Origin of the sequence: Desulfamplus magnetovallimortis, assembly GCF_900170035.1 — a bacterium.
Lineage (GTDB): Bacteria > Desulfobacterota > Desulfobacteria > Desulfobacterales > Desulfobacteraceae > Desulfamplus > Desulfamplus magnetovallimortis.
The window spans coordinates 245,170-268,993 of the sequence record NZ_LT828540.1 but is presented as its reverse complement, the minus strand read 5'-3'; the positions used below and the strand labels follow the sequence as shown (position 1 = coordinate 268,993).

At 38.9% G+C, this 23,824-nt stretch carries 18 protein-coding genes; 11 read left to right on the top strand and 7 right to left on the bottom strand.

Annotation, left to right across the window (positions count from 1 at the left end; translation table 11 throughout):
* Position 1 precedes the first annotated feature (1 nt).
* From MTBBW1_RS01090 to MTBBW1_RS01045, 11 genes are all read left to right on the top strand, one after another.
* Positions 2 to 3,682: a two-partner secretion domain-containing protein gene (locus MTBBW1_RS01090; protein ID WP_080797925.1), complete on the top strand. Its 3,681-nt coding sequence runs from the start codon at positions 2 to 4 to the stop codon at positions 3,680 to 3,682.
* Positions 3,683 to 3,969: 287 nt separating this feature from the next.
* The gene (locus tag MTBBW1_RS01085) at positions 3,970 to 5,778 is read left to right on the top strand and encodes a ShlB/FhaC/HecB family hemolysin secretion/activation protein (RefSeq protein ID WP_080797922.1); all 1,809 of its coding nucleotides are present in this window, start codon (positions 3,970 to 3,972) and stop codon (positions 5,776 to 5,778) included.
* A 185-nt stretch (positions 5,779 to 5,963) separates the two neighbouring features.
* The gene (locus MTBBW1_RS01080) at positions 5,964 to 7,847 is read left to right on the top strand and encodes a bifunctional acetyl-CoA hydrolase/transferase family protein/GNAT family N-acetyltransferase (RefSeq protein WP_080797918.1); all 1,884 of its coding nucleotides are present in this window, start codon (positions 5,964 to 5,966) and stop codon (positions 7,845 to 7,847) included.
* 327 nt (positions 7,848 to 8,174) lie between these two features.
* The gene (locus MTBBW1_RS01075) at positions 8,175 to 8,810 is read left to right on the top strand and encodes a response regulator (protein ID WP_080797915.1); all 636 of its coding nucleotides are present in this window, start codon (positions 8,175 to 8,177) and stop codon (positions 8,808 to 8,810) included.
* A gap of 375 nt (positions 8,811 to 9,185) precedes the next feature.
* Complete coding sequence (locus MTBBW1_RS01070) at positions 9,186 to 9,854, top strand: hypothetical protein (protein WP_080797912.1); 669 nt, start codon at positions 9,186 to 9,188, stop codon at positions 9,852 to 9,854.
* A gap of 10 nt (positions 9,855 to 9,864) precedes the next feature.
* The gene (locus MTBBW1_RS01065) at positions 9,865 to 10,326 is read left to right on the top strand and encodes a lasso peptide biosynthesis protein (protein ID WP_080797909.1); all 462 of its coding nucleotides are present in this window, start codon (positions 9,865 to 9,867) and stop codon (positions 10,324 to 10,326) included.
* 8 nt (positions 10,327 to 10,334) lie between these two features.
* The gene (locus MTBBW1_RS01060; RefSeq protein WP_186441018.1) at positions 10,335 to 10,595 is read left to right on the top strand and encodes a PqqD family protein; all 261 of its coding nucleotides are present in this window, start codon (positions 10,335 to 10,337) and stop codon (positions 10,593 to 10,595) included.
* A gap of 32 nt (positions 10,596 to 10,627) precedes the next feature.
* The gene (locus tag MTBBW1_RS28070; RefSeq protein WP_186441017.1) at positions 10,628 to 10,789 is read left to right on the top strand and encodes a hypothetical protein; all 162 of its coding nucleotides are present in this window, start codon (positions 10,628 to 10,630) and stop codon (positions 10,787 to 10,789) included.
* 393 nt (positions 10,790 to 11,182) lie between these two features.
* Positions 11,183 to 12,196, top strand: a complete 1,014-nt coding sequence (locus MTBBW1_RS01055) for an HPr kinase/phosphorylase (protein ID WP_080797903.1) — start codon at positions 11,183 to 11,185, stop codon at positions 12,194 to 12,196.
* Between the two features lie 139 nt (positions 12,197 to 12,335).
* On the top strand, positions 12,336 to 12,950 hold the full coding sequence (locus tag MTBBW1_RS01050) for a P-loop NTPase family protein (RefSeq protein WP_080797900.1): 615 nt from the start codon (positions 12,336 to 12,338) through the stop codon (positions 12,948 to 12,950).
* Positions 12,951 to 13,089: 139 nt separating this feature from the next.
* Positions 13,090 to 14,814 (top strand): ABC transporter ATP-binding protein, encoded by a 1,725-nt coding sequence (locus MTBBW1_RS01045; protein WP_080797896.1) that lies wholly within the window; start codon positions 13,090 to 13,092, stop codon positions 14,812 to 14,814.
* A 132-nt stretch (positions 14,815 to 14,946) separates the two neighbouring features.
* Here the strand turns inward: MTBBW1_RS01045 and MTBBW1_RS01040 are convergent, their stop codons facing one another.
* The 7 genes from MTBBW1_RS01040 to MTBBW1_RS01015 form a co-directional block, all read right to left on the bottom strand.
* On the bottom strand, positions 14,947 to 15,771 hold the full coding sequence (locus MTBBW1_RS01040; protein WP_080797893.1) for a hypothetical protein: 825 nt from the start codon (positions 15,769 to 15,771) through the stop codon (positions 14,947 to 14,949).
* Between the two features lie 504 nt (positions 15,772 to 16,275).
* The gene (locus MTBBW1_RS28065; protein ID WP_186441016.1) at positions 16,276 to 16,440 is read right to left on the bottom strand and encodes a hypothetical protein; all 165 of its coding nucleotides are present in this window, start codon (positions 16,438 to 16,440) and stop codon (positions 16,276 to 16,278) included.
* A gap of 236 nt (positions 16,441 to 16,676) precedes the next feature.
* The gene (locus MTBBW1_RS01035) at positions 16,677 to 16,892 is read right to left on the bottom strand and encodes a hypothetical protein (RefSeq protein WP_139786612.1); all 216 of its coding nucleotides are present in this window, start codon (positions 16,890 to 16,892) and stop codon (positions 16,677 to 16,679) included.
* Positions 16,893 to 16,894: 2 nt separating this feature from the next.
* A complete protein-coding gene (locus MTBBW1_RS01030; protein ID WP_080797886.1) occupies positions 16,895 to 17,335 on the bottom strand; it encodes a PIN domain-containing protein in 441 nt (146 codons plus the stop codon).
* A gap of 406 nt (positions 17,336 to 17,741) precedes the next feature.
* Positions 17,742 to 22,406 (bottom strand): AAA domain-containing protein, encoded by a 4,665-nt coding sequence (locus MTBBW1_RS01025; protein ID WP_080797882.1) that lies wholly within the window; start codon positions 22,404 to 22,406, stop codon positions 17,742 to 17,744.
* 99 nt (positions 22,407 to 22,505) lie between these two features.
* Positions 22,506 to 22,895: a type II toxin-antitoxin system death-on-curing family toxin gene (locus tag MTBBW1_RS01020; protein WP_186441015.1), complete on the bottom strand. Its 390-nt coding sequence runs from the start codon at positions 22,893 to 22,895 to the stop codon at positions 22,506 to 22,508.
* Positions 22,892 to 23,089 (bottom strand): DNA-binding protein, encoded by a 198-nt coding sequence (locus MTBBW1_RS01015; protein WP_080797878.1) that lies wholly within the window; start codon positions 23,087 to 23,089, stop codon positions 22,892 to 22,894. Before MTBBW1_RS01015 ends, MTBBW1_RS01020 begins: the two co-directional genes overlap by 4 nt.
* Positions 23,090 to 23,824 lie beyond the last annotated feature (735 nt).

Here is a 23,824-nt window from a genome sequence, read left to right as displayed (position 1 = left end):
AATGCAAAAATTAGCGTTTTACATGTTTTGGAAAAGAGAAGCTCTCTCTTTTTTACCTGGTTTTACAATAAAAATATTTCTCTTTTTATCCCTTTTTCTCCTGAGCCTAACACCCTTTGTTGATTTTGTTAATGCTGAGATTGCAACAGACGGCACAACCGGCCCCTCAACTGCCCTTTCCGGCCCTGATTTTGAAATTCCCCAATCCCTTGGAACTCTCTCCGGCAGCAACCTCTTCCACAGTTTTAAAACCTTTTCCATATCAGAAAATCAGAGTGCCACATTTACAGGAGACAATAACATATCAAATGTAATATCACGGGTAACAGGCGGCGAAGTTTCCACCATTGATGGTCTGCTTAGATCGCAAATCGGGCAGGCAGATTTCTTCTTTATAAATCCATCAGGCATTGTTTTTGGCCCCCATGCAACGGTTGATGTCCCTGCGGCATTTCATGTGAGTACCGCTGATTCCCTTGTTTTTGATGATGGTTCTGTTTTCAGTGCATCACCTGGAGAAACAAGCACATTGACCCAGGCAGCCCCTGAGTCATTTGGTTTTCTGGGACAACAGTCAGCATCCATTGAAATCAACGGTACTGTTCTTGAATTCAAACCGGAATCTACAATCTCCATATCTGCCGGGGATATTGCCATTCAGCCGTCAGAAGAGAGCACTCCTTCAATAACATCCGAAAATGGCGTTTTAAAAATCAAAGCCATTGGCACAAAAGCCGGCACCATGGACTTTGATTCAGGAGCAACAGTTGCTTCTGCAAATAGCGAAGTAACAAACAACTATTCAGGCGATCTTCATATGAATAGTGCTGAAATAAATGTCAGCGGCAACGGTGGAGGAACTGTTTCAATTGCTGCGGGAAATGCGGAAATCATCAACAGCACAATGGAGTCTGATAACAAAGGGGATTTGAACTCCACAGGAGGCATTGAAATATCTCTTAAAGGCTCGCTTGATGTTTTAAACGGTTCAAATATTTCATGCACCACACTTGCAGATCAAAACTCCGGTGACATAGCCATATCAGCCGACAGTATAAATATTGACGGTCAGGGGGATTATGCAGGGATTTACAGTACAACCAACGATGGTTCAAGCGGAAATGCCGGTACAATTACAATTACTGCCTCACACGGAATTGACGTAATGGATGGCGGGCAGATAGTTTGTGACACATCAGGTGAAGGTGGTGCAGGGAAAGTTATCATTAATGCTAAAAACATAACAATAAATGATAAAAACAACGACTCTTTCACTGGAATAGCATGTGATGCAAACTCAATATTAAGCGGTAACGCAGGAAGTATTGATATAACCTTGAACGATTCTCTCAATCTTATAAATGGCGCTAAGATTTCAACAAACTCCTGGTCAGAGGGAGATGCAGGCAAAATTTCCATATCTTCAGGCAGCATATTAATAGATGGCCTGGGACAAAGTACAGGCATCTACAGCCAAGCAAATGAGGAGAGAAGTAAAGGTAGCGCAGGAACTGTACAGATAACCGCCAAAGATATTATTGAGATAAAATCAAAAGGACGCATTTCCACTGATTCCTACTCTGATGATGATGCTGGCAGTATATCCATTAATGCTGAAAACCTGAAAATTGACGGAAAGGGATATTATACTGGAATTTCAAGCGATGCAGCCACTGAAAACAGTCAGGCCAGCGGAGGAAGTGTAAGTATTATTCTTTCAGGAGATCTTGAAATTAGTGATTCCGGAGAAATTTCAAGCAATACATGGTCATTGGGTGATGCTGGAAATGTTGCAATATCAGCCAATGGTATGATTCAAGTTCTAAATGGTGCATTAATTATAAGTTCTACATATTCAAAAGGCAACGCTGGAGATGTTGTTGTTGATGCAGGTAACATGATAATTGATAAACAGGAAAGTGATTCATGGACAGGTATTGCAAGCGCATGTGAACCAAATGCCGAAGGCAATGGCGGAAATGTTCAAATATATGTAAATGATATGCTTAATGTCGTTAATGGCGGGCAAATTACAAGTTCTACATATTCAAAGGGTGACGCTGGCAATGTTTTTGTCAATGCAGGTAACATGATAATTGATGACCAGGAAAGCTCTTCATGGACGGGTATTGCAAGCGCATGTGAGCCAAACGCCGAAGGCAATGGCGGAAATGTTCAAATATATGTAAATGATATGCTTAATGTTATTAATGGCGGGGAAATTACAAGTTCTACATATTCAAAAGGCAACGCTGGGGATGTTTTCGTTAATGCAGGTAATATGTTTATTGATAAGCAGGGCAACGAAGCCCTAACAGGTGTAACAAGCCGTAGCACAACAAGTTCTGAAGGCAATGCAGGTACTGTTGAAATATCAGTATATGATATACTCGAAATTATTAATGGTGCAGAAATTTCAACCTATACCTATTCAAAAGGCCACGCTGGTGATGTTATTATCAATGCAGGGGACATATTAATTGATGATCAGGGAAGTTATTCTTGGACTGGAATTGCGAGCTCTTGCGAAAATAACTCCGAAGGTAATTCAGGCAGCATAGCAATTTCGGCTAAAAACTTAAGTATTGACGGTAAAGGAAGCACTTCAGGTATTTTCAACCAGGCATATCTGGGATCACAAGGAGATGCAGGAACAATTAACATAAATGTGTCAGGGCTCATTGCAATGACTGACCATGCTTATATTGGAAGCGATACTTTCTCCATCGGAAAAGCCGGTAATATAACAATAAAGGCTGAAAAAATTACCATAGATTCTTTAAGTGATATTCAGAGTGTTGCAGATTACAGATCAGAAGGCCCTGCCGGCAGTATAGATATCACTTCAAAACAGATTGAACTTTCAAACGAATCAGAAATCAGCATTGGCAGTTACCAGAACCTCGCCGACAAATATTTTGATGATGATCTGTCAAACAAGTCGAAACTTACCATTGAAACAGACATCCTTTCCCTTGACGAAAATTCAATGGTGACTTCAGAAAGCAAAGTCAATGCCCCTGCTTCCCCCATCGACATTAATGCAAAAAATATTGTGCTAAAAAACAACAGCAGCGTTAACACTTCTGCATACTCTGCCCACGGTGGAGACATTACAATAAGAGCCAACAACATACTTCTGCACGATGGCCTTATAACAACCTCTGTAAATGACAGTGAAGGCAACGGAAACGGGGGTGATATTACACTCAAAGGCATTCAAGATGGTGATTCTGCACATTATCTTGTCATGAAGCATGGGGTCATACAGGCAAATACAGCGGCTTCGAATGCAAGTGGCGGGGATATAAATCTTGATATAAAAGGTATTATAATTGATAAAAACTACAAACCCCTGAGCCTCGACAATCCTGAACGGGAAGATTATGAGAACGATCCCCTTCTAAATGCCATACAGGCCGCAGCACCCGGAGGCAGAAAAGGAGATATCAATATAAACGATGCCCCTAAGCTTGATATGAGCGGTGCTGTTGCCAATATATCCACAGAACTTGCTGAAAATGTTAATCTTGCAACTGACCTGTGCCTTATGCTTGGAAGCCAGGATGCCAGTTCACTTATATATGAAAACAAAGGGTTGCACCCCCAGTGGCCGGAAGAACCATCAAGTATATTTCTTGACAGAAGACGCCTTGAACCTTTTGTAATTATAAATGAATAATAACTATTACAAAGATTTATCGGCACCCTTCATTTGACTCTAAAAGTACTTTACACTTTTTTGTGAGAGGTTCCCGCCATTCAGAGTTTTCTATTAGGAAAGTGTAAACTGGGAAATGAAGCATGCCGATTTATCATAAAAAATTTTCCATATTCAGGGCTCGATTCTTTTTTCAGCCATTTTTGTAGGAGGCAGACGTTAGAATCAAACCCCATATTCGTGAACAAAATTTATCAATATTTAACGTTTTTTAAAAACAAAGCTTATCAGGAGGATTTTAAATATTCATGATTAAAAGATACTTTATTCAACGACTATTCAGGTATGCTGTCCCGTTTTTATACTGTACTCTGTTTTTCTGTTGTTTATGTTTTTCCACAGAAACAATTTCACAGGAAAGACCATCCCTTGATTCAACGGATTCTTCATCCAGGATAATCCACGATTTAAACAAACCGTCATCCAAGGTACTTTCTGATATTCCTGACTATCTTCCTGAAAAACAGGAAAAAAATTTTACACTACCTCCTGTTGCCCCACCCAAAGAAAAAATTCCAGCAGGCGGAGTATCTTTTTTATTGTCCGATATCACAATTGAAGGCAACACAGTATTCTCAACTGAGGAACTAAAAAAAGAGGTGCAATCCTTTTTTAATACCAGCGTCACAATAGCTGACCTTGAAGAGATCCGATATCGCTTGACCCGATTCTATGTTGACCACGGTTATGTCAATTCGGGAGCTTTGATAAAGCAGAGGCAAAAGGTGACTAACGGAGTTGTAGAATATCTTGTAATTGAAGCCAGGCTTGATGAGATTACCATTAAAGGCAATAAAAGGCTATGGCCTGAATATATTAAAAAAAGAATCTGGCCTGATGCACAAACCCCATTTAATACTTTGAAATTGCAGGAGTATTTTCAGATGCTCCTCCAGGATCCCCTTGTTGAACGCATGGATGGAAAAATTCTTCCCGGGCCAAAAGCTGGCGATGCTCTGCTTGAGATTGATCTAACAAGGGCGTTACCATATGAAATAAACATGAGTATTGATAATCACTCATCTCCCAATCTTGGCTCTGATACTGTTTCAGTTAACAATACAATCAGAAATATAACAGGATTCGGCGACACTCTTGCTCTTAATGTCGGTTTTACAGAGGGTACACAGGAGATTGATGCAGCTTTTTCGCTCCCTTTGACCCCACAGGATACTATGTTGACCTTGAGCTATACATCAAGCGAAAACGATCTTATTACCAATTCCATGAAAGAACTTGGCATCAGAAGTGAACTGGATAGCATGGAGATATCTTTAATGCATCCCCTTTACAGGAGCTTAAGCCGCAATTTCAAGGTGGGGTTGTCCCTGAAAAAAGAGGAGAGCCAGACCTTCATGTCAATGCACGGAGACGACCCATTTGCTTTTTCAGAAGGAGATTACAACGGAAAGAATCGTGCCACTGTTATCCGTTTAATTCAATCATTTCAGGAGAGAAGCTCCGAGCAGATTTTTGCATTGCGTTCAACTTTTAATATAGGGGTTGATATGTTTGATCCTACTGTCCATTCAGAATCATTGCCGGATGGTCTATTTCTTTCATGGCTTGGGCAGATTCAATATGGAAGACGCCTTGGGGAAAAGGCAGGCCAGATTATATTAAGCGGAGATCTTCAGATTGCAGATGACCGCCTGCCATCAATGGAGCAATTCTCCGTGGGAGGTGCTTCAAGTGTGAGAGGCTATAGAGAAAATGAGCACATAGGAGACAACGGCTACCGCCTCTCCTTAGAGTGGCGCATTCCTGTATGGGAAAGCACTGATATTGAAAACAAAAACAGCGGTAAAGGAAACTATCTTCTCCAAATGGTGCCTTTTGTGGATTATGGAAGTGCATGGGACAGGGAGCACTTTGGAAGAACAAAAAATTCCGAGGATAATACCCTTCTCTCTACCGGCCTTGGCCTTGTCTGGACAGGCACAATGTTTAATGCAGAAATTTACTATGGCTATGCAATTGAAGATGCTGATGAAGAGGCAGATTATAATCTTCAGGATGACGGAATTCATTTTAAAGTAACCTGTAATTTTAAATAAACCCACATGTTTGCTGAGGCATCTCAACAAAACATGAAAGTCGTTTTATATCAGCATGTTATGGAGACATTCTAATAAAACCCTCATGATTGCGAGGGCATTACAACGACTCTTTAAAATCTTTACATATCAGTATGTTATGGAGATTTTCTAATAAAATTTACTTTAATCAAGAGAGCAAAATCATGACCAAATCACTCTACTGGGCAGACAGCTACATTGAAAAGCTTAGAGCCGCAAAAGAAGCATTAAAGGATGTAAAGCCAGGGCAAAGGGTATATATAAGCTCTTCCTGTGGAGAACCCCAACATCTTGTCAAATCCCTTTCTGAAATATCCTCCCGCTTTACAGATCTTGAAATTGTAAGACTTCTGTGTCTCGACAGCGCTCCTCTGACATTGATTGCCAACAGAACACACTCCCAGCAGTTCAATATCAGATCATTTTACCTTGGCTCTGCAAAGAACAGAAGCCTTAGTAAAAATGCCCGTTTTATAACCCCCATAAACCTGTCACAGGTTCCGAGGCTTTTCAAGACACGTATGCTTCCCATCAATGTTGCCCTGATTCAGGTATCCCCTCCGGATGATTTTGGCTGGATGAGCCTTGGGGTTTCAGTTGATATTACAAAAGCTGCTGCCGAGTCTGCCGATGTTGTCATTGCCCAGGTAAACCAGTGTATGCCAAGGGTACTTGGAAGAAGTTTTGTTCATGTCAATGATGTTGATTATATTGTGGAGCATGAAGAACCGCTTCTGATAAAAAAGGAGATGCCGGATATTGAGACTGCAAACACCATTGCAAAGCATATGTCAAGGCTTATCAATGACGGAGCAACCCTTCAGACAACACTTGGCGCAACCACGAGAGCCACTCTGCTTTGCCTTTCTGAAAAAAACGATCTTGGCATCCATACCCAGTACCTTTCTGATGGAATCATGAGGCTTGTCTCCATGGGTGTTGTTAACAACATGAAAAAGGGATTGAATGATGGTAAACTTGTTGCCAGCAGTGCTGTTGGCTCCTCCCTTCTTTATGAGTTCATGGATGACAACCCTGCCATTGAATTTCACCCTTCTGACTATGTAAATGACCCCAGAATCATATCTCAACACAACTCCATGACCTCCATAAATACTGCTATGGAGATTGATCTGACAGGACAGGTTGCTGCCGATGCCCTGCCCTACAACAACTTCTCCGGGGTCAACGGAATGCTTGATTTTATAAGGGGAGCCACCATGTCAAAGGGCGGCAAATCAATACTCATGCTGACATCAACAAGGGACAATGGAAGACTCAGCAGAATTGTTCCCTTTCTTGAGAACACGGCTGTTGTGGTGCCAAGGGGTGATGTTCAGTTTGTGGTGACAGAGTACGGAGCTGTCAATCTTTTCGGAAAAAGCATTCAGGAGAGAGCTTTGGCTCTTATCAGCATTGCACACCCTGATTTCAGGGATGAGCTGTTTCAAAAGGCAAAAGAGCTTGATTTCATTGACATCGGCAGAAAACTTAAGGAGTCCATCCACGGGGTTTATCCACTGAAACTTGAAGAGATCATAAATATCAAGGGCGTTCCTGTGACTTTCAGACCTGCACGGCCTGTTGATGAAAGATCAATACAGGAACATTACTACAACATGGATAAAAAAGATGTAATTTCAAGGTTTTTCCATGAAAAAACAAGTTTTGTCCATGATCAGATAGATGCAACCTTTGAAATTGATTATGTCAATGACCTTACCATTTTAGCGGCTGTTGGAGAAATGGGCTTTGAAAAGATCATCGCTGTGGGAGAGTATCTTAGAAATCCTGCGGTTAATATGGCTGAAATAGCCTTTTCTGTCTCAAGGGAGTGGCAGGGGGCAGGAATTGCAAAAATCCTGCAAGATAAACTTGCTGAGGCAGCTTATGAAAATGGAATAAAAGGGCTTGTTGCTTATACCTCACCGACAAACAAGGGTATGATTCAACTTTTTAATAAACTCCCCTTCAAGGTCTCAAAAAGCTTTGAAGACGGAATGCTACTTCTTAGCTGCCTTTTCTCAGAACCTGCCGAAAATAAGTAATTGTTCGGCATGCTTCATGACCACTTTAGATTTTTTTGAAATCAAATTACGTTTTTTATGGTATTCCCCCCAAAAAAGTGTAAAGTACTTAACACAATATGTCGTGGCTGGTTTTAACTTACAAATCTTGAGTAAACACTCATGCTTGTGTATTAATTACCCCCAAGTATAAAAATAATAGTCATTTTCACGGTAAACGGACATGGTTGTGACTCAGCCACCCCCGAAAATAAAATTTGTATCCATTTTCACGGTAAACGGACATGGCTGTGACTCAGCCACCTCCGAATATGAAAATTTGTATCCATTTTCACGGTAAAAAAATCAATGAAAAATATTATGATCGACAAGCAACAAACAATACTGATAATTGATGATACACCCTCAAATCTTACAATGATCGGCTGTATCCTTGAGAATTCTTATGATGTCCGTGTTGCAATAAGTGGTATTGAAGGACTAAAACAGATTTTTAAGGAACCACCGGCTCTTGTTCTTCTGGACATAATGATGCCTGAAATGGATGGCTACGAAGTTATCTCGCAAATAAAAAATACGCCTGAAATATCACACGTTCCGGTAATTTTTCTGACAGCTCTCACAGAACAGGATGTTGAGAAAAAAGGACTTGCAATGGGTGCTGTTGACTTTATTCGTAAACCCATATTGCCTGAACTTGTCCTGGCACGTGTCAAAATACATTTAGATCTCCAGAACCAGAAAAAAATGCTTGAAATCCAGGCAGAGGAGCTGAAAACAATCAATGAAAAGCTCAAAAAAAGCCTTGAAGAGGTGAAAACACTGCGGGGCATACTACCTTTGTGTTCATTTTGTAAAAAAATAAGAAATCCCAATGGTGAATGGATTGGTGTTGATGAATATATTTATTTGAACAGTGAAGCTGACATAAGTCATGGTTTATGCCCTGAGTGCCTTAAACTTCATTATCCTGAATATAATTGAATACTTTTATTAGAAAGTCTCCATAACATGCTGATATACAAACACTTTCATGTTTCGTTGTGATGCGTCAGCAAACTTGGGGGGTTATAAGAAAGTCCCCGCAAATGGCTGTTTTTATAAAGACTTTCAACTCTTCGATTGTGGCGGACATTAGCCACATACATTTTTATGAAAGTCTCAGTAAGTGGCTGTTTTTAAAACGACTTTCAACTCTTCGATTGTGGCGGACATTAGCCACATACGTTATATAAAATATAAATACGATTCAAACAAATAATAATTGACAATTAATATCGTATCAGATAGATGGAGATGATTGTCTATTGCCCACCCCCATAAATAAAAACAATTTTGAAGGTAAAGGAGTTTTTTTAAATGAAATTCAATTGCAACATTCGCCATTTTGTTTTTGCATCAGCTCTACTATTCATAATGATTCTTGTAAGTGGATGTGCAACAAACCGAGGTATTTTGGATGTACAGATCAATGAAGCACCAAACCCTGCATCAACAAAAATAATAACAATATCCGAGGTTAATGATATACGTGTGTTTGAAAAAGCTCCCAGACAAGCTTCTATTCCATCTCTGAAAGGTGGCGAAATTGATAACAAGGAAATTACTTTACGTGCAATAGCCCGAAAAAGAAACGGATACGGTAAGGCACTTGGTGATATACTTCTGCCTGAAGGCAACACAGTCGAACAATTAGTAAAGGATGCCCTGGTAAAATCTTTCAGGGAATCAGGCTATTATGTTATTGATGATAAATCTGAAACAGATAAACAAAAAAACGCCGTACCAGTCAAAGCTGATATTGAACAGTTCTGGGCATGGGTAACACCTGGTTTCTGGACAATATCTCTTGAGTTTGAAGCAAAAGTGAAAATTAAAGGTGACATCCCCTCTTTTGAAAACGGAGATACAGTCAGGGGATATGTTAAACTTCACACCCAGGCTGCCGGCACTAAGGCATGGATGAACACTATGGATAAAGGACTTGAGTCCTTTGTTTCTGAAGTTAAAAAACGGTTATCAAATTAATTGACAATTTATGAATGTAAGATCAATATGCTGGCGAATTAAAATTTTTGCATTTGGTTTTTTATATCTTGTCCAGGCGTGGTTTATCAAAATTTCAAACCAGATGAGCTCTGTACTTTTTCCTGAAATCAAATCGCATAAGATATTAACCGACAAAGAAATTGGAAGCATTCTCAAATGTGCTGATTTTTTCACAAAATTCTTCACTTTACATACAGGCAGAAAATGTTTTTTCAGATCTTATATCATGGGTAATCTGCTCCGAAAAGAGGGCATTCCCGCAGTAATGAATATCGGTCTTTTTACGCACCAGCAAACCCGTAAAAGAAGAGGTCATTGCTGGCTTACTTTAAATGATGAACCTTTTAAAGAGAAAAGAGATCCATTTATCATGTTTCCTGTGGATTTGGGGGCTGGTTACAACGGTATCCGGTATTGGACTGACGGAATAAATCCAAAAATTGAAAAATGAGGGAAAAGTTGGGAAAAAAACTTTGCATAAATAATGACCTTACATGGAGAGATCTCAACGGTGAACTGGTTGTCCTCAATTCTAAGAACGGCGACTACCATATGTTTAATGAGGTAGGACGGCTTATCTGGCTGGCACTTGTGGATAACCAGAATACAAGTGATATTGCAACTTCTATCACCGAATCCTTTGAGGTTGATTTTGATCACGCTTTAAAAGATGTTCAAAATTTTGTTCATGATATTGCCCAAAGGGGGCTTTTGAAGTAACATTTAATCCTTTTAATCCACTGGAGGAGACTATGAAGCAAAAAGAGTTATTAGATGAAAAAAATGTTAAAAAAGAGAATGTTTTAAAAGAAAAAAAGATGTATGAGCCACCAAAATGTGAAAGCAAATCTCCTTTGAATCATGTCAGTACAACCTATTATTACTACTATTATACCTACACATACATTTGGTAAAAAATTCATCATCTTATTGCCCGCCAATACCTTTGCCGGCCATTTCTCATTTTTCTTTAGGCATGCTTCATTTTCCGCTTTACATTTTCAAGAGCAACAAACCCTGTTTTCGAGGGCCTTACTCAGCAAAGTGTAAACTACTTTGGAAGAGATATGAAACATGCCTTTCTTTAAAGCTGTTTTCCGGTACAAAATCACAGGAACCCAAAACGTAACTTTTACAAAGGGCCGGCAAAGGCAGAATGTATCAACTGAGCTCAATCAAAAATCAAAAAAATAATGGGCATCTTTCATTTGATTATTTACACTTTCCTGAACACAATGCCCATTTTTCTTGGAGACTGTTCCGGAAAGTGTAAAGTACTTTTTGCATGATATGAAGGATGCCAAATAATGAACTCATGCCATTGCTATTTTCCAAAAATGCAGATTGCACTCTCTTCTGAAGAAAATCTGTTATCTTTTTCCATTATTCAAAGAGCACTTAATCTTACAAAAACAAATTCCTTAGAGGAGAATTCCGAAAACATTTTTGTGAAGATTAAATGCCTGTTTTCACAAGAAATATCAATACTTCCTGAGTGGCTTCAGACGGAGATAATTTCTTGCGATTTTTCCATTCAGCCAAGATTATTTTACAAAACTCATCAGTTGGCAGCCGTAGTAAAAGAGAATCAGACTCTTTTTTGCGCACTATTAAATCGTAACGACAACTCTATTGATTTCATCACCATCTCTTCCCGGGAGCCCCATGGCGGCATATACACACCACTTATAACTATCCTTTTCAGAGAAATTCTTAACAGTTACGGATATACATTGCTTCACAGTGCTGCTGTGTGTTATCCGGATGGGACAGGTGCCCTAATTATTGGAGAGAGCGGTCATGGTAAAACAACAACAGCATTATCATTGGTTCGTCATGGAGCAAGGCTTTTAGGAGATGATTTAACTCTTATTGAGTTAAAAGAGAACAGCGTAATTGCACATGGGGTACCTGAAAGGCTCAATATAACAGAGGATACGTATGCTTTTTTTGATGAATTAAAAGAGATGCCCCTGGAAGCTTTAAGCAGAAAAAATCAGTTGAAAAAGACAGTTGATCCAGAAGCTGTTTATGGCGAATCCTGCTGGCAGAATAAAACCGAAATTAATTACATCTTTTTTCCGGAGATTTCAAAAAAAGGCCCTTTGCTGAAACCGTTAAAGAGCAATAAAATTCTTGAGAAACTTATTAAATCCCACGGATTCTGCTGTGATCAGAAAACCGATGCAGATGCAATGTACCGCTTGATCTCAATTGCCGACATTACAAACTCTTATAAATTATTCACAGGAGATGATCCTGCAAGCCTTGGCTCATGGATGATCAAAAAAAGCCAGATACTGAAAACAATCAATGCCTGACTGAAAAACTATGTTTATGGCACTATTAAATAAGTTGATAGTATAGGAATTTTTGTTTTATCGCCTGCAAAATCAAGAGATTAGGGAAAAGTCCACCCAAAGGGCGTTAAAGCCAAGAAGCAAAAGGTTAATATTTAAAATGAGTATGAAAAAAATTGCAGTGCTCGGCAATGCTGGCGGAGGTAAATCTACCTTATCAAAAAAATTATCTCATCTCCTAAATATTAAAGCGTACCACCTGGACGATCTTTTTAAGTCTTCAGATGGAAATAAAGGCTTTTCTGAAAAAGAACAGTTGGCAATTCAGGATGAAATTCTCTTAAAACCTTCGTGGATAATTGAAGGTGTAGGGGCATGGTCAACTATTATTTTGCGTCTTAAATTTGCCGATACAATTATTATTATCTCGCACCCTCTTTTTTTCCATTATTACATTGTAATAAAACGATATCTATCTGATCTTTTCAAGCAAAGAAAACTTTTAATCAATCAAAGAAAACTTTTCAGTCAAAACAAAAAACTGCATGGCAACCATTCAAGTCGTTCAACTTCTAAAAAAGAGCTGCCGGAGATAAAAAGAGAGCTTTCAAGGATAAAAAAAATGCTGATAATGCCCTGGCATCTCCACTATTACTGGCTTCCCCAATTAAAAAGTGCAATTGATGTTATTTGTGATGAAGATCAAACTGTAATTATTCTGAAATCATTTACCCAGATAGATACTTTTATTATCATGCTAAATAGCCATGATTGATTATGTATCAATCACCCCCAAATATAAAAATGATATTCATTTTCACGGTAAACGGGCATGACTGCGATGCAGTCACCCCCAAATATAGAAATTTGTATCCATTTCCACGGTAAAGAAATAAAAAAAGAAAGATATTTTAATGGGAGCTTATCAGAAGAGAACAAAACTGTTTTTTGACCGTGATTCACTGAAATTTTTATGGTCATATGCAAGAGCCTACAGGATTAATTTGATATTAGCTTTTATAACCTCTCTTATCCTGGCTGCTATGGGAGGAGTACTGGCATGGATGCTCAATAAACTTGTAAAGGATCTGTCAATCTCAATGACCTTAGAAACCGTATTATTCTGGGCGTTTATCGCATTATTGCTCATGCTGATCAAAGGAATTTTAACTGTTGTAAACCGATATATCATGACCAGAATTCATATCTCTATTGCCCATGACATGCGAGTCAATCTTTTTGAAAAGGTTATACAAAGTCCCATCTCCTTTCATAATGCCAGTAAAACCGGCCACCTTTCCAACAGTTTACTCAATGATGTAAAGTTTGCCAGCGCAGGAGTAATAGAACTTTTTTTAGCTCTGTGGCAAATACCAGCCACATTGTTATTCTTGACAGTAACCATGTTTTACTTCAACCCATTAATTGCCTCCACAGTATGCATTCTTTTTCCATTTTTAAGTATTTTTGTATCCAGAATCAGCAGATTATCAAGAAAAGCTGAATTTCACTACATGGAGAGCCAGGCAAGGCTTCAGGGGTTCATTGTTGAGGCTCTTATAAATATCCGTCAGATTAAATACCTGACAATGTTAAGAAATCAGGTTAACGAGCTTAACAAAAAGGGCAAATCAATGATTGATGCCCGAATGCGGGCTACCTTGCTTAACGCAATTGCTGCCCCCATATCAGATCTTTTGTCCACAACTTCCATCTGTGTGATGGTGATACTTGCGTATAATCAGTTACAAAACGGCAGTACAACCCCTGAAGATATTGCAGGCTGCCTTGCGGCAGGTGTTGGTCTTATGAAGCCTCTAAAATCAATGTCAAATTCCATGATAATGATGCAGCAGTCATTTGCTGCAATAAAGCGAATTTTGCGGCTTCACTCTTTCTGCATTGATGTAAATAAAAACCCTGTTGAACTTCCTGAAAAAATTGAAACTATTAAATTTGAAGGGGTAAATTTTACCTTTGATGGCAGACACAATATTTTTAAAGATTTAAATATTGCATTTAAAACTGGAGAAATTGTTGGCATTGCCGGAAAAAGCGGCTCCGGAAAGACCACACTTTTAAACCTTCTGACAGGTTTCTATCCCTGTTCAGCAGGAAAAATCCTAATTCAGGGGATTGACCTTAATGAACTCAATATGGAAGAATGGTTTTCAAAAATCGGAATCGTCTCCCAGGATGCACAACTATTTGATGATACAATTCTAAATAATATTTTGCATGGCAACGCAAATGCAACACCTGAAGAGATTGAACATGCCATACGCTGTTCCGGGTGTGAAGAGATGATAAAACGATTTCCGTCTGGAAATCAGACAGTGGTAGGAGAAAGCGGATGTTTTTTATCAGGTGGTGAAAAAAAACGCGTTGCCATAGCCAGGGCTCTTATAAGGCCCCTTGCTGTGCTCATTTTAGATGAGGCCACAAGTGAGTTGGATATGAAAACCGAGCGTGCAATTCTATCGGATATTCTGAAAATGAAAAACAATCTCATAGTGATTATTATCTCTCACCGCCCTGAAATTTTTCAATACTGCCACCATGTTTTAATATTTGAAAATGGAAATGTAAATCTGATGTCACCTGAAAATGCACAGGTGCTTGTAAAAGCAAAAAATTAAAACCTCAGGCAAAATATGGAAATGACCATTCACCGGCCGGATTTTTAAAGCACCATGGTGATGGATGGTCAACCCATAACGTAGTGTGGATTCAAACAACCATTGAATCCACCGCCTTTTGTCTTTAACAAATTACCAGGACTCCTGACGATCAAGTACTTTATATGACTTCTTTAATGCACTCTCTACTTTTTTCAAAGACTTATAAAGACTATCTTGATCATCTAAATCAGATTCCGCAAGTCGGGCAAATTCTATACTTGCCTTTATCAAACCGAATGCCGGACTGTAAATAGCAGGAGAGTCAGAGCTGCCTCTCAGGTTTTTTGCAATTTTGGCGAGTCTGTCCAGTTCTGGTTTCCAGTTTTTGACGGGTTTGGCAGCTTCCTTTTTCTTAGTTGTTTTTGGGGAGTATTCAAGGGTTTCAATTATCCTGTTATTCTGTTTGGCAATCATATAAGATTCCTTTAACTCCCTCTTTATCCCTCCGCCAAAATAGATATTATAGCTTTGAAAAAGTCCGTCATATACAATCTTGCCTTTATATGGCAAAAGAACAGTTTTTACATAAAGGGGCAGATGGGAAGAATGAATCAACTCATCCACCCCTTGATAAAGTCCCATAACTCCGTAAACCTGATCTCCTCTGATAAAAACAGTATATTTCTTCAAAAACCGTTCGATATGAAAATCCCCGTCAATAAAATTCTTCCATTCGCGTATAACAGACAGATCTTCTTCAGAAAAGTTTTGAGGATTCTCCTTAACAAACATATCAAAGTATTTTTTATCTTTATAAAGAGCTTTACGTACCTCTATTTTTTCTTCAGTATTGCATTCGGCATACTCATCAACACTTTTTATATCAGGAATAATCGCGAGCTTCTTATTTACAAAGTACTGTAATGCCCACATCAAATTAAAGAATTTCCTAGCTTCCTGTTCAGTAAGTTTCATAATACTATATATACTCCCTTCCTCATGATTAAGATCATTCCAACTCTTTCCCGATATTCAACACTTGCCGGAAGTCTGCTCACTTTCCTGATAAGGGATATCCCTCTATCCACTCCATGACAGAATGGCATTTGCTTTCTCCGACCTCCTTTATCCACTCATCTATCGGGTCACCTTACGGCTTGCTTTCCATACTTAAATGGAGACAATTGGGCTTACCCTGTTCCACTGATTTAAGGTCGCACCCCTCTCCAGCGCCTTGTTCGCCCTTCTGTCATTTTTATTTGGCCATTGACAATTTGTGCATGTGTATAGTCTTTTGTTGGATCATAGTTATCAAAAAAGCAAGTAATCATTTCATCATTCCAGAATGTAAAAAAATTGTAATGTTATTGAGGGCGAACGCTAAAATCATCGGCGTGGCTTTTTGCGTCCACTGAATTTTTTATCATATGACTTATAATACATATCGAATCATTTTTTAGTTTCATTTGACAAAGGTGACTAAAGACTGCACGGCATACCGGCAATACACTTCGCGCAGACCTCAATATCATCTGCCATATTAGGTCTGGATGCGAATCTTTTACGGTTGACCTGAATACGCATATCACAACGATGGCGTTCTATTCCTTTCAAGGTTACAGCACGAACTGGGCAGACTTTCATACATCTGAGACATTCTCTACCTGTTTTGTGAAGACAAAGTTCTTCATCTCTAACCAGAGGATTATCTCCCAACTGGGCTTCGATCGGCTAAGGACTCCATTGTCCCCTGGGCTTCACACAAAACCGTTACCAGTAATGCATGCCAAGGTAAGAAACTGCCGGTGATACGGCAGGTTAATTTGCATTAATTAACAATAATATCAGTGACTTAAGGTCGCACCTGGTGGAACGTCTTGTTATGTTTTTTTATTGTATTCACTTGCTTGAATATCAGCCACCAACTCTTCCAATGTTGGATCTCCAAGCAACCTTTCTCTTTCTTTTGTATAATCTCCGTATCCTATTTCCGTCTGTTGAAGAAAACGAATCATCCCGGTAATACCCATATGCTGACTTAATATTTCAATTCCTGCTATTCTTATCTGTTGTTGTGTCATAATTTGTATATTCATAATCATATCACTTTCTGTAACCACGTTAGAGGGTTTTCTACTTCTATGTTTATGGCCTCTTTGTTTCTTTTTGATGCTTTTATTAGTTTGTCATCTGTTGATAAAAATATATCAGCATCTCCTTGCTCAGCACAAGCAATATGTAATGCATCATATGCTTTGATTTCAAGTTGTTGTATTTCTTTCGCCTTATTATAAGTGTCTTGTTCAACGGAGACAAACTCAGTTGCCCAGCGAACTAAAGACTGCAAACGGCATTTTTTCTCTTCATCAGATATTTTACTGATTTCATAGTTGACAACACCGCTGGAAATCCAATACCATTCTTTTAATTCTATATGCTTTAGTATAGTCATTATAGCCTCAGTTTCCAAATGAATCCTATCTTGTGTTTGATCATCATATGGACGATTGAGGCAACAAACATCAAAGTATATTTTCATTCTAAATGACTTCCTTTAATTGGTTTTAGTTGTAATTAGCCGATTTTCTTTAACAAATTTGCATTGATTTTTTTTTTAATATTTATGGATCGATTTCTTCGGCTATAGCTGTAATCTCATCATCTATTTCTCGAATGTCACATGGGTCTATGTCATATTATAAAAAAAAATTATTTAATCTGTTAAGAAGTCATTTCTTGTTTCATCGTCCTGTATATGATTCCTTATAATCGGAAGTATTTCATAAAACATTTCTGTTCCGGTTCTCCAACTCATAGTCCACCCCTTTTTCTTATCAGAAACATAACGCCTAGCATCACCGGCTTCCAAAAGTGGTGTGGCTGTAGCGCAGCGAAAGCCGCGCCGCTTTTGGAAGCCTGCGTGTATGCTATTGTTATGTTTTCGTTCAATTTGGTACCAACTCAAAATCAAGATCATCATTTTCAATTTCAAGTTGTTTTTCATATATTCGTTGTTCAGTATAAATATTTGCTCCGCTGCTTATTTCACATGGAACTATTTGCATATTGTTAAGCACATTGATTAAATCATCTATACATCCTTCAGGGTCTATTGTGTAGCTTGAACCCCAACATCTCCAAAATTGCCAGCCAACTCTTTCCATAGTACGTTGCCGTTTCCAATCATTCATCCACTGCTCAGGAGGATGGTATTTGTCGCCATCTAATTCAATTGCTAACCTTTGATCATTTTCTCCCTCAACAACCAAGTCAATTGAAAATGCTCCTACCTTTACTTGCGGTACAACGTTATACCCTTTTGCAGTAAGGCGTTTATAAACATCTCTTTCAAAATCTGAATCACATAAGTCAATGGGATTATCTACTTGCTTGAGTTGTGGCATAGGGGAAGAAAAGTGCCTAAGAATTTTTAAGCGTAAATCTGATTCATTACTAAGGTCAGATTCCTGAATGCTTCTATAAAGATACATTCGATCTCTTGCTCTGGACAAGGCCACATTCATTCTTTGTTCAGCATCTCTTTTACTCATTACTGCACCTTGACGGGAGCCGACAACCATAGATAAAAATACAATATCACGCTCCTTACCTTGGAAAGTGGCAGCATCGCCACAGGCTATTTTATATTCTTGAAAAATGTCTTCTCCTAACTCAATAAGTAACTGGTCCTGTATGTACTTTGCTTGTTGTGCTCCTATTAGAGAAATAACGCCGATGCTGCGTCCTTTATACTTAGGGTTTGCCACAACTGCTTTTATCTCAGATATGATTCCCTCTGCTTCTACTTCGTTAATCTTACTTCTATCATCACGCTGACCGCCTTTGACATATACATCAACCAGGGGCGGCGTTAGTTTCTCAGATGATTTTGGTATCCTTAGTGGTATTAGAGGCTCATTATAGAATTGCATACTGAACCGAATAATTGGTTCAACACATCGAAAATGCTCAGTTAACATGATCCGCTGACCAGGAAAAACAGCATTGGCAAGATCATATACAGAAATTCCAGGCAGTAGCAGTTCTGCAAATGGCTGCTCTCGAAGAAAATTATGTTTTAGTTGTAATATCTTTTCCTCGGCAAGAAAAGCAGCTGTTGGGCTAACCTGTTTATCATCACCCACAATCAATAGTTTTTTTGCCCTTAAAATAGCAGGCAATGCTGTAATGTCGGATTGAGATGCCTCGTCAATTATCACCAAGTCAAACGAACCAAAGTCAGACGGCAAACTTTCACTCACTCTCCAGGTGGGCATAATCCAACATGGAACACCACTGTAGCAATCCTGCATTGCCCTATAGGCATCTCTTCGATGCCTCGGTGCTCTCTTTCCAGTACCTTTACCAATCTTAGCGACAGAAGATACAAAACGCATCAAAGCACCTTGGACGCGCTCGGTCATGCTCATATGTAAACCAATGTTTGTTTTTATCCGTACAAGCTTGGAAAACGTCCGTTTCAAATCATTGTCTAATCTCGCCCTTTTTTGAGAAAGTTTCTTGTGATGTTCACGCCCGTCAATTTCATGTAAATATTGCTTACGCTGGTTCCATCTCCATGTTTCATACCAATCTGCCGGTGTAAGTGCATCGTCTTCTTCTAATAACGGTTCTGATTTAAGTTTACTTCCCCAAATAGGTGCCCCTGACTCAGATATTGACTCTGCAATTCTTTCAATGTCATTCAAATGTACTATTAATTCATTTATTCTGTTTAATTCTGAACCCAACTCTTGCCAATGTTGAATAATTTTGTCCGATGAATATTCAGGATTACCGATAGCGGTATTTACAAAATCACTTATACTATTCGCAATATCTCCATCAGATTTTTTTAGTTTTTCCATTAAATCTTGTAGCTTGATACGTTGAGCACCGAGGCTAATGCGAGAGGTATTAAACTCAATAGCCTTAATTGCCTTATCTATTTCCAATTTACTTACTATAATTTTGGATAGATCTATTCCATGTGGGAATAGCTCACCAATTTCATGACTAATGGAGTGCCACTCGCCTGCAAGGTGTTTTGCATTAGAAATAGTCTTTTGAACGGCCTGAATATCCTTATACAAGCTGCCGTACTGATATACAAATTCTGGTAAATCAAGCTCCTGTCCGGCATGATTCCATTTAATGATAAATTTTCTAATATCATCTTGATAAGTCACATAATCAAGAACTAACTGCCAGGTTTCTGCATCCTTCGGAGTTTCTCCCTCAACTTTTGCCCGTTCGATAATAGTTTTGGCTTCTTTACTCCCGAAGGAAAATATACCAAAAGCTCTTTTATTGTTTGCCAAGTTACTTAAAGCAGCTTGTGTACCTTCAAAGCAATGGTAAGGATCGGGTATTTCAACAAGGGTCTTAACAAATATCTGCCTTCGCTCTATTAATTCATCCAAATATATTAGTAACTCGTTGAATAATGTATTTTCATCATTTGATGTCGATGCACCTTCAATCCATGAATAAAATAGTTGTTGCAACCAGGAATTTTCTTGAAATATATCAAGAAGGTTGCCAAGCTCCCTTAATGGCTTAATTAGTTGCTTGGCTCGGTCAACGGATTTCTCCACAGAAACAGCAAGGGGAGGTATATGACCGCTCTTTGATTCCATGGCAATTTTAGCAGATGCGGATAAATCATCATGTATAGCTGCTATATTTGCACTATCCGGTAAATCCTGTAATTGTGGAATGGATTTACCAACATAACAAATATCCTTACCAACTTTTCGGCGGGCAGCTCTTATTATCGCTATATCTGAATCAGTAAACTTAGGGCTGAAACGATCAGAGGAACCAAGTTCATCAGTGAACCATTCATGGGCACCGGAATCATCTATGACAAGACGTGCTAACTCCATCGCAGTAATTTCGTTTTTTTCACCGGTCAGCTTTTGTCCTACCGGATTTAGTTGTTTTAACCCCCAGTCTTTAATCTTTTCATCAATTTCATTTATTTCCCTTTTTAGCTGCTTAACTCTTAAAGCATTGGACTCTGCTTCTTGATTCAACTTCCCCAAACTGGTTTGGCTAACTAATCCAGCCAAAAGCTCAACTGCTGCTTCTAACTGTTTCATACCTTGCCTTTCGTTTGCCAGAAGGCTAATTGTTAAGGCTCTTAATTCATCAGGTATTTGGTCTTGCAGTACCGATAGGGCAGACTCCCCTTTTGAAGTAACAAGGACACTCCTTCCTGTTGCCAGATAATGACAAATAATATTGGCAATCGTGTGGGTTTTGCCTGTACCGGGCGGCCCCTGAACCACTACACCGTCATTCTCTTCAAGCCTATCTATTATTTGAACCTGCGAATCATTAAAGGCTTTTGGGAAAAACAGTTCTGTTTTTTGTTTTTTCGCTTGTGATGCACCTGAAGATGAAGAAGACGAACCGCTATCTGATAGAAACCCACCACCCGTCTGTATCGGTTTTTTATCAGATAATTCCGTGACAAGCTTTTTTGTCGGATTGGGAATGTCAGTATCTGTGGATTTTGACTCTTCTAATTCTTTTTGGAACCTCTCTATATCTTGGATAAATCCAGTGGCACTTCTTGGCCTTGCAAATAAAACCCAACTATCTGTTAGCTCAAGAGAGTCACTTATCTTGTTTGGTTCGCGGTTTTCTTTGTCATGGTTTATATCAGGCCAGTATGTGCCGCTTTCACTTAGATGAGTTGAAGCCTGCCTTAATATTGGCTCAAAACTTTCGTGAATATATGGTGAAAATTCGATGTTATCTGACATTTCAGAAAAATGTTTTTTCCCAAAACGCAACAAGGCATCCACACCAGGGTTTTTTAATGCGAAATATGCACCAACTGCAATAGTCGGCTCATTATTTCGAGGATGTATCAGTATTGTGCCATCTTTTCTATCAACTTCAATTTCAATCGGCTTTTCCAGTAATGGATGATTAATTTTGTGTCCTTCGCATAACCACCGACTTATACCAATACCCCAAATTAATTCTATCGGCTGCTCGTCACCTTGTGCTTCAATGGTTTGCTGTAGACTAAATAATGAGTCATATATTTTAATCGTAACCCTACGTGGCTTTTCTTCCTCAGACCAAGGAAACCACTGCTCATTAAGATAACTGTCTATGTCTGTCTTTATTTGCTGATTATTTTCTAAGCGAAATATTACATCCTTTAGCTTTGTTCCAGACATTTCTTCTTTTAACGGATCAGTAACATCGCACTCAATTACAACTCCTTCGGCAACAAGTTTATTGGCTTCTTGTTCTGTCAGTGTTTTGATTATTTTATCTTTAATCTGCGGCTTGCTTTCAGGGTCATTTTCAACGGCAATCCAATCTTGTATATGTTCAGGAATCGAAGGTGGTGCAAACCTCTTTAATCGTTCGATTCTTAGCCATACGGAAATACCATCGTTATCAATTATATTATGCTGGATTCCGATTTTCCCTTTTAACTCATGCTCCCATATAGTCAGTTGTTTATATTCTTCTATTCTGAAAATAGGTTTTTGATTGATCTGCCCTACATGATGCACATAAGCAAGAAGTTCATCTAAGCGATTACTGGTTGTTGAATCCATTTTTTCTTTAACTTCACTCACATTTTATTCCTTCGATGGGCTTTGTCTTTTGAAACATAACGCTGTCGGTCACCGGTTACCATGAAGCGCAGCGTAATGGCAATCCGGTGAACTGGCTGGTTATGTGATTTTTTTTATATTTGCTCTTAACCAAACTTCAAACTCTTCACGGTGTATACTACCTTCGGCTAAACGAAGCATAATTTTCTCTTGTTCATCAACCGATGCTTCAATTTCAAAATCATTGAGCATTAGAAAAATTTCCATGACGGCATGGCCAACTCTTTTATTTCCATCAACAAAGGGATGGTTCATAACAATTGAGTAGCAGAGGATACTTGCTTTTGAAATAAGATCAAGATAAAAGTCGTTGCCATCGAATGTTTGGTGAGGTTGACCAAGTGATGCTTTCAGGGATGCTAAATTACGTATTCCTGATGCACCACCAGAAGATGAAATTATTGAATTATGAATTGTAAAAATTTCTTTTAGAGAAAGATACCTCATCATGCTAAACGCTTATAAAGTTCTTTATTTTTCCGTAAAACTTTTTCTAATGCCTTGTTAAACTCTGGTTCAGGTATTGAAATTAAATCTTCGATAGATGCAGCAACGAACTGGTCTGGTAGTAGACCAAGTTTTTGGGCTTTCTCTTTTAAAATGTCTGCTTTTGAATCATCGATTTCAACCGTTATTGTTGCCATTTTTTTGTCCTCCTTGAACTAATAGTAGCTCAAAGTCATATATTTTAGCAATATTTTTTATACATAACGATGAGTTAAGCTGCCGACGGAGGTGGAGCGAGCTTGCGAGCGGAACCGCCGGCGGTCAGCTTAACGACGAATTCAGCGGTTTATGGGGCGTAACAAAGTGAAGCCCCAAAAATGTCGGATAGCCGGGGAGTCTTACCACTCCCAAGCCTCCTTAAGAACCCTGCGTGCGACTTTCACCGCACAGGGCTCAAGCATTGATAAAGTTCATCTAAGAACCCGGCAGTTTTAGATTTGGAAAGTTTGGCAAAGTAATCAGCCCATGATGGATCGTAGGGATTTGCATCGGATTTAATCTTGATATGACGTCTTATTGGTTTGTGCGCTGGAATAGTTATCTTTAGAATCTCTTCATCAATATGCTTTTGTATCCGTATATGCGATCCGCGTTGACGAACGATTACCTATCCATCTCTTTGTAACGCTTTTATCACTTTGTCATAATTTAGGCTGGAGACTTTGCTCATAGAGCAAGTTCCATTCTTTCCGCGCTTGGGATTATTAAAATTTCATCTTCAACCGGCTCCATATAACGTACATGGCTGATGACCGCCACAATCGAAGAGATGAAAGTTGTTTTAAAAACAGCCTGTTACCGAGACTTTCATATAAAACTCAAAGTCGACACCTATGATCTTGTAAGCCTTGTCAACACTGTCTGAATCAGGA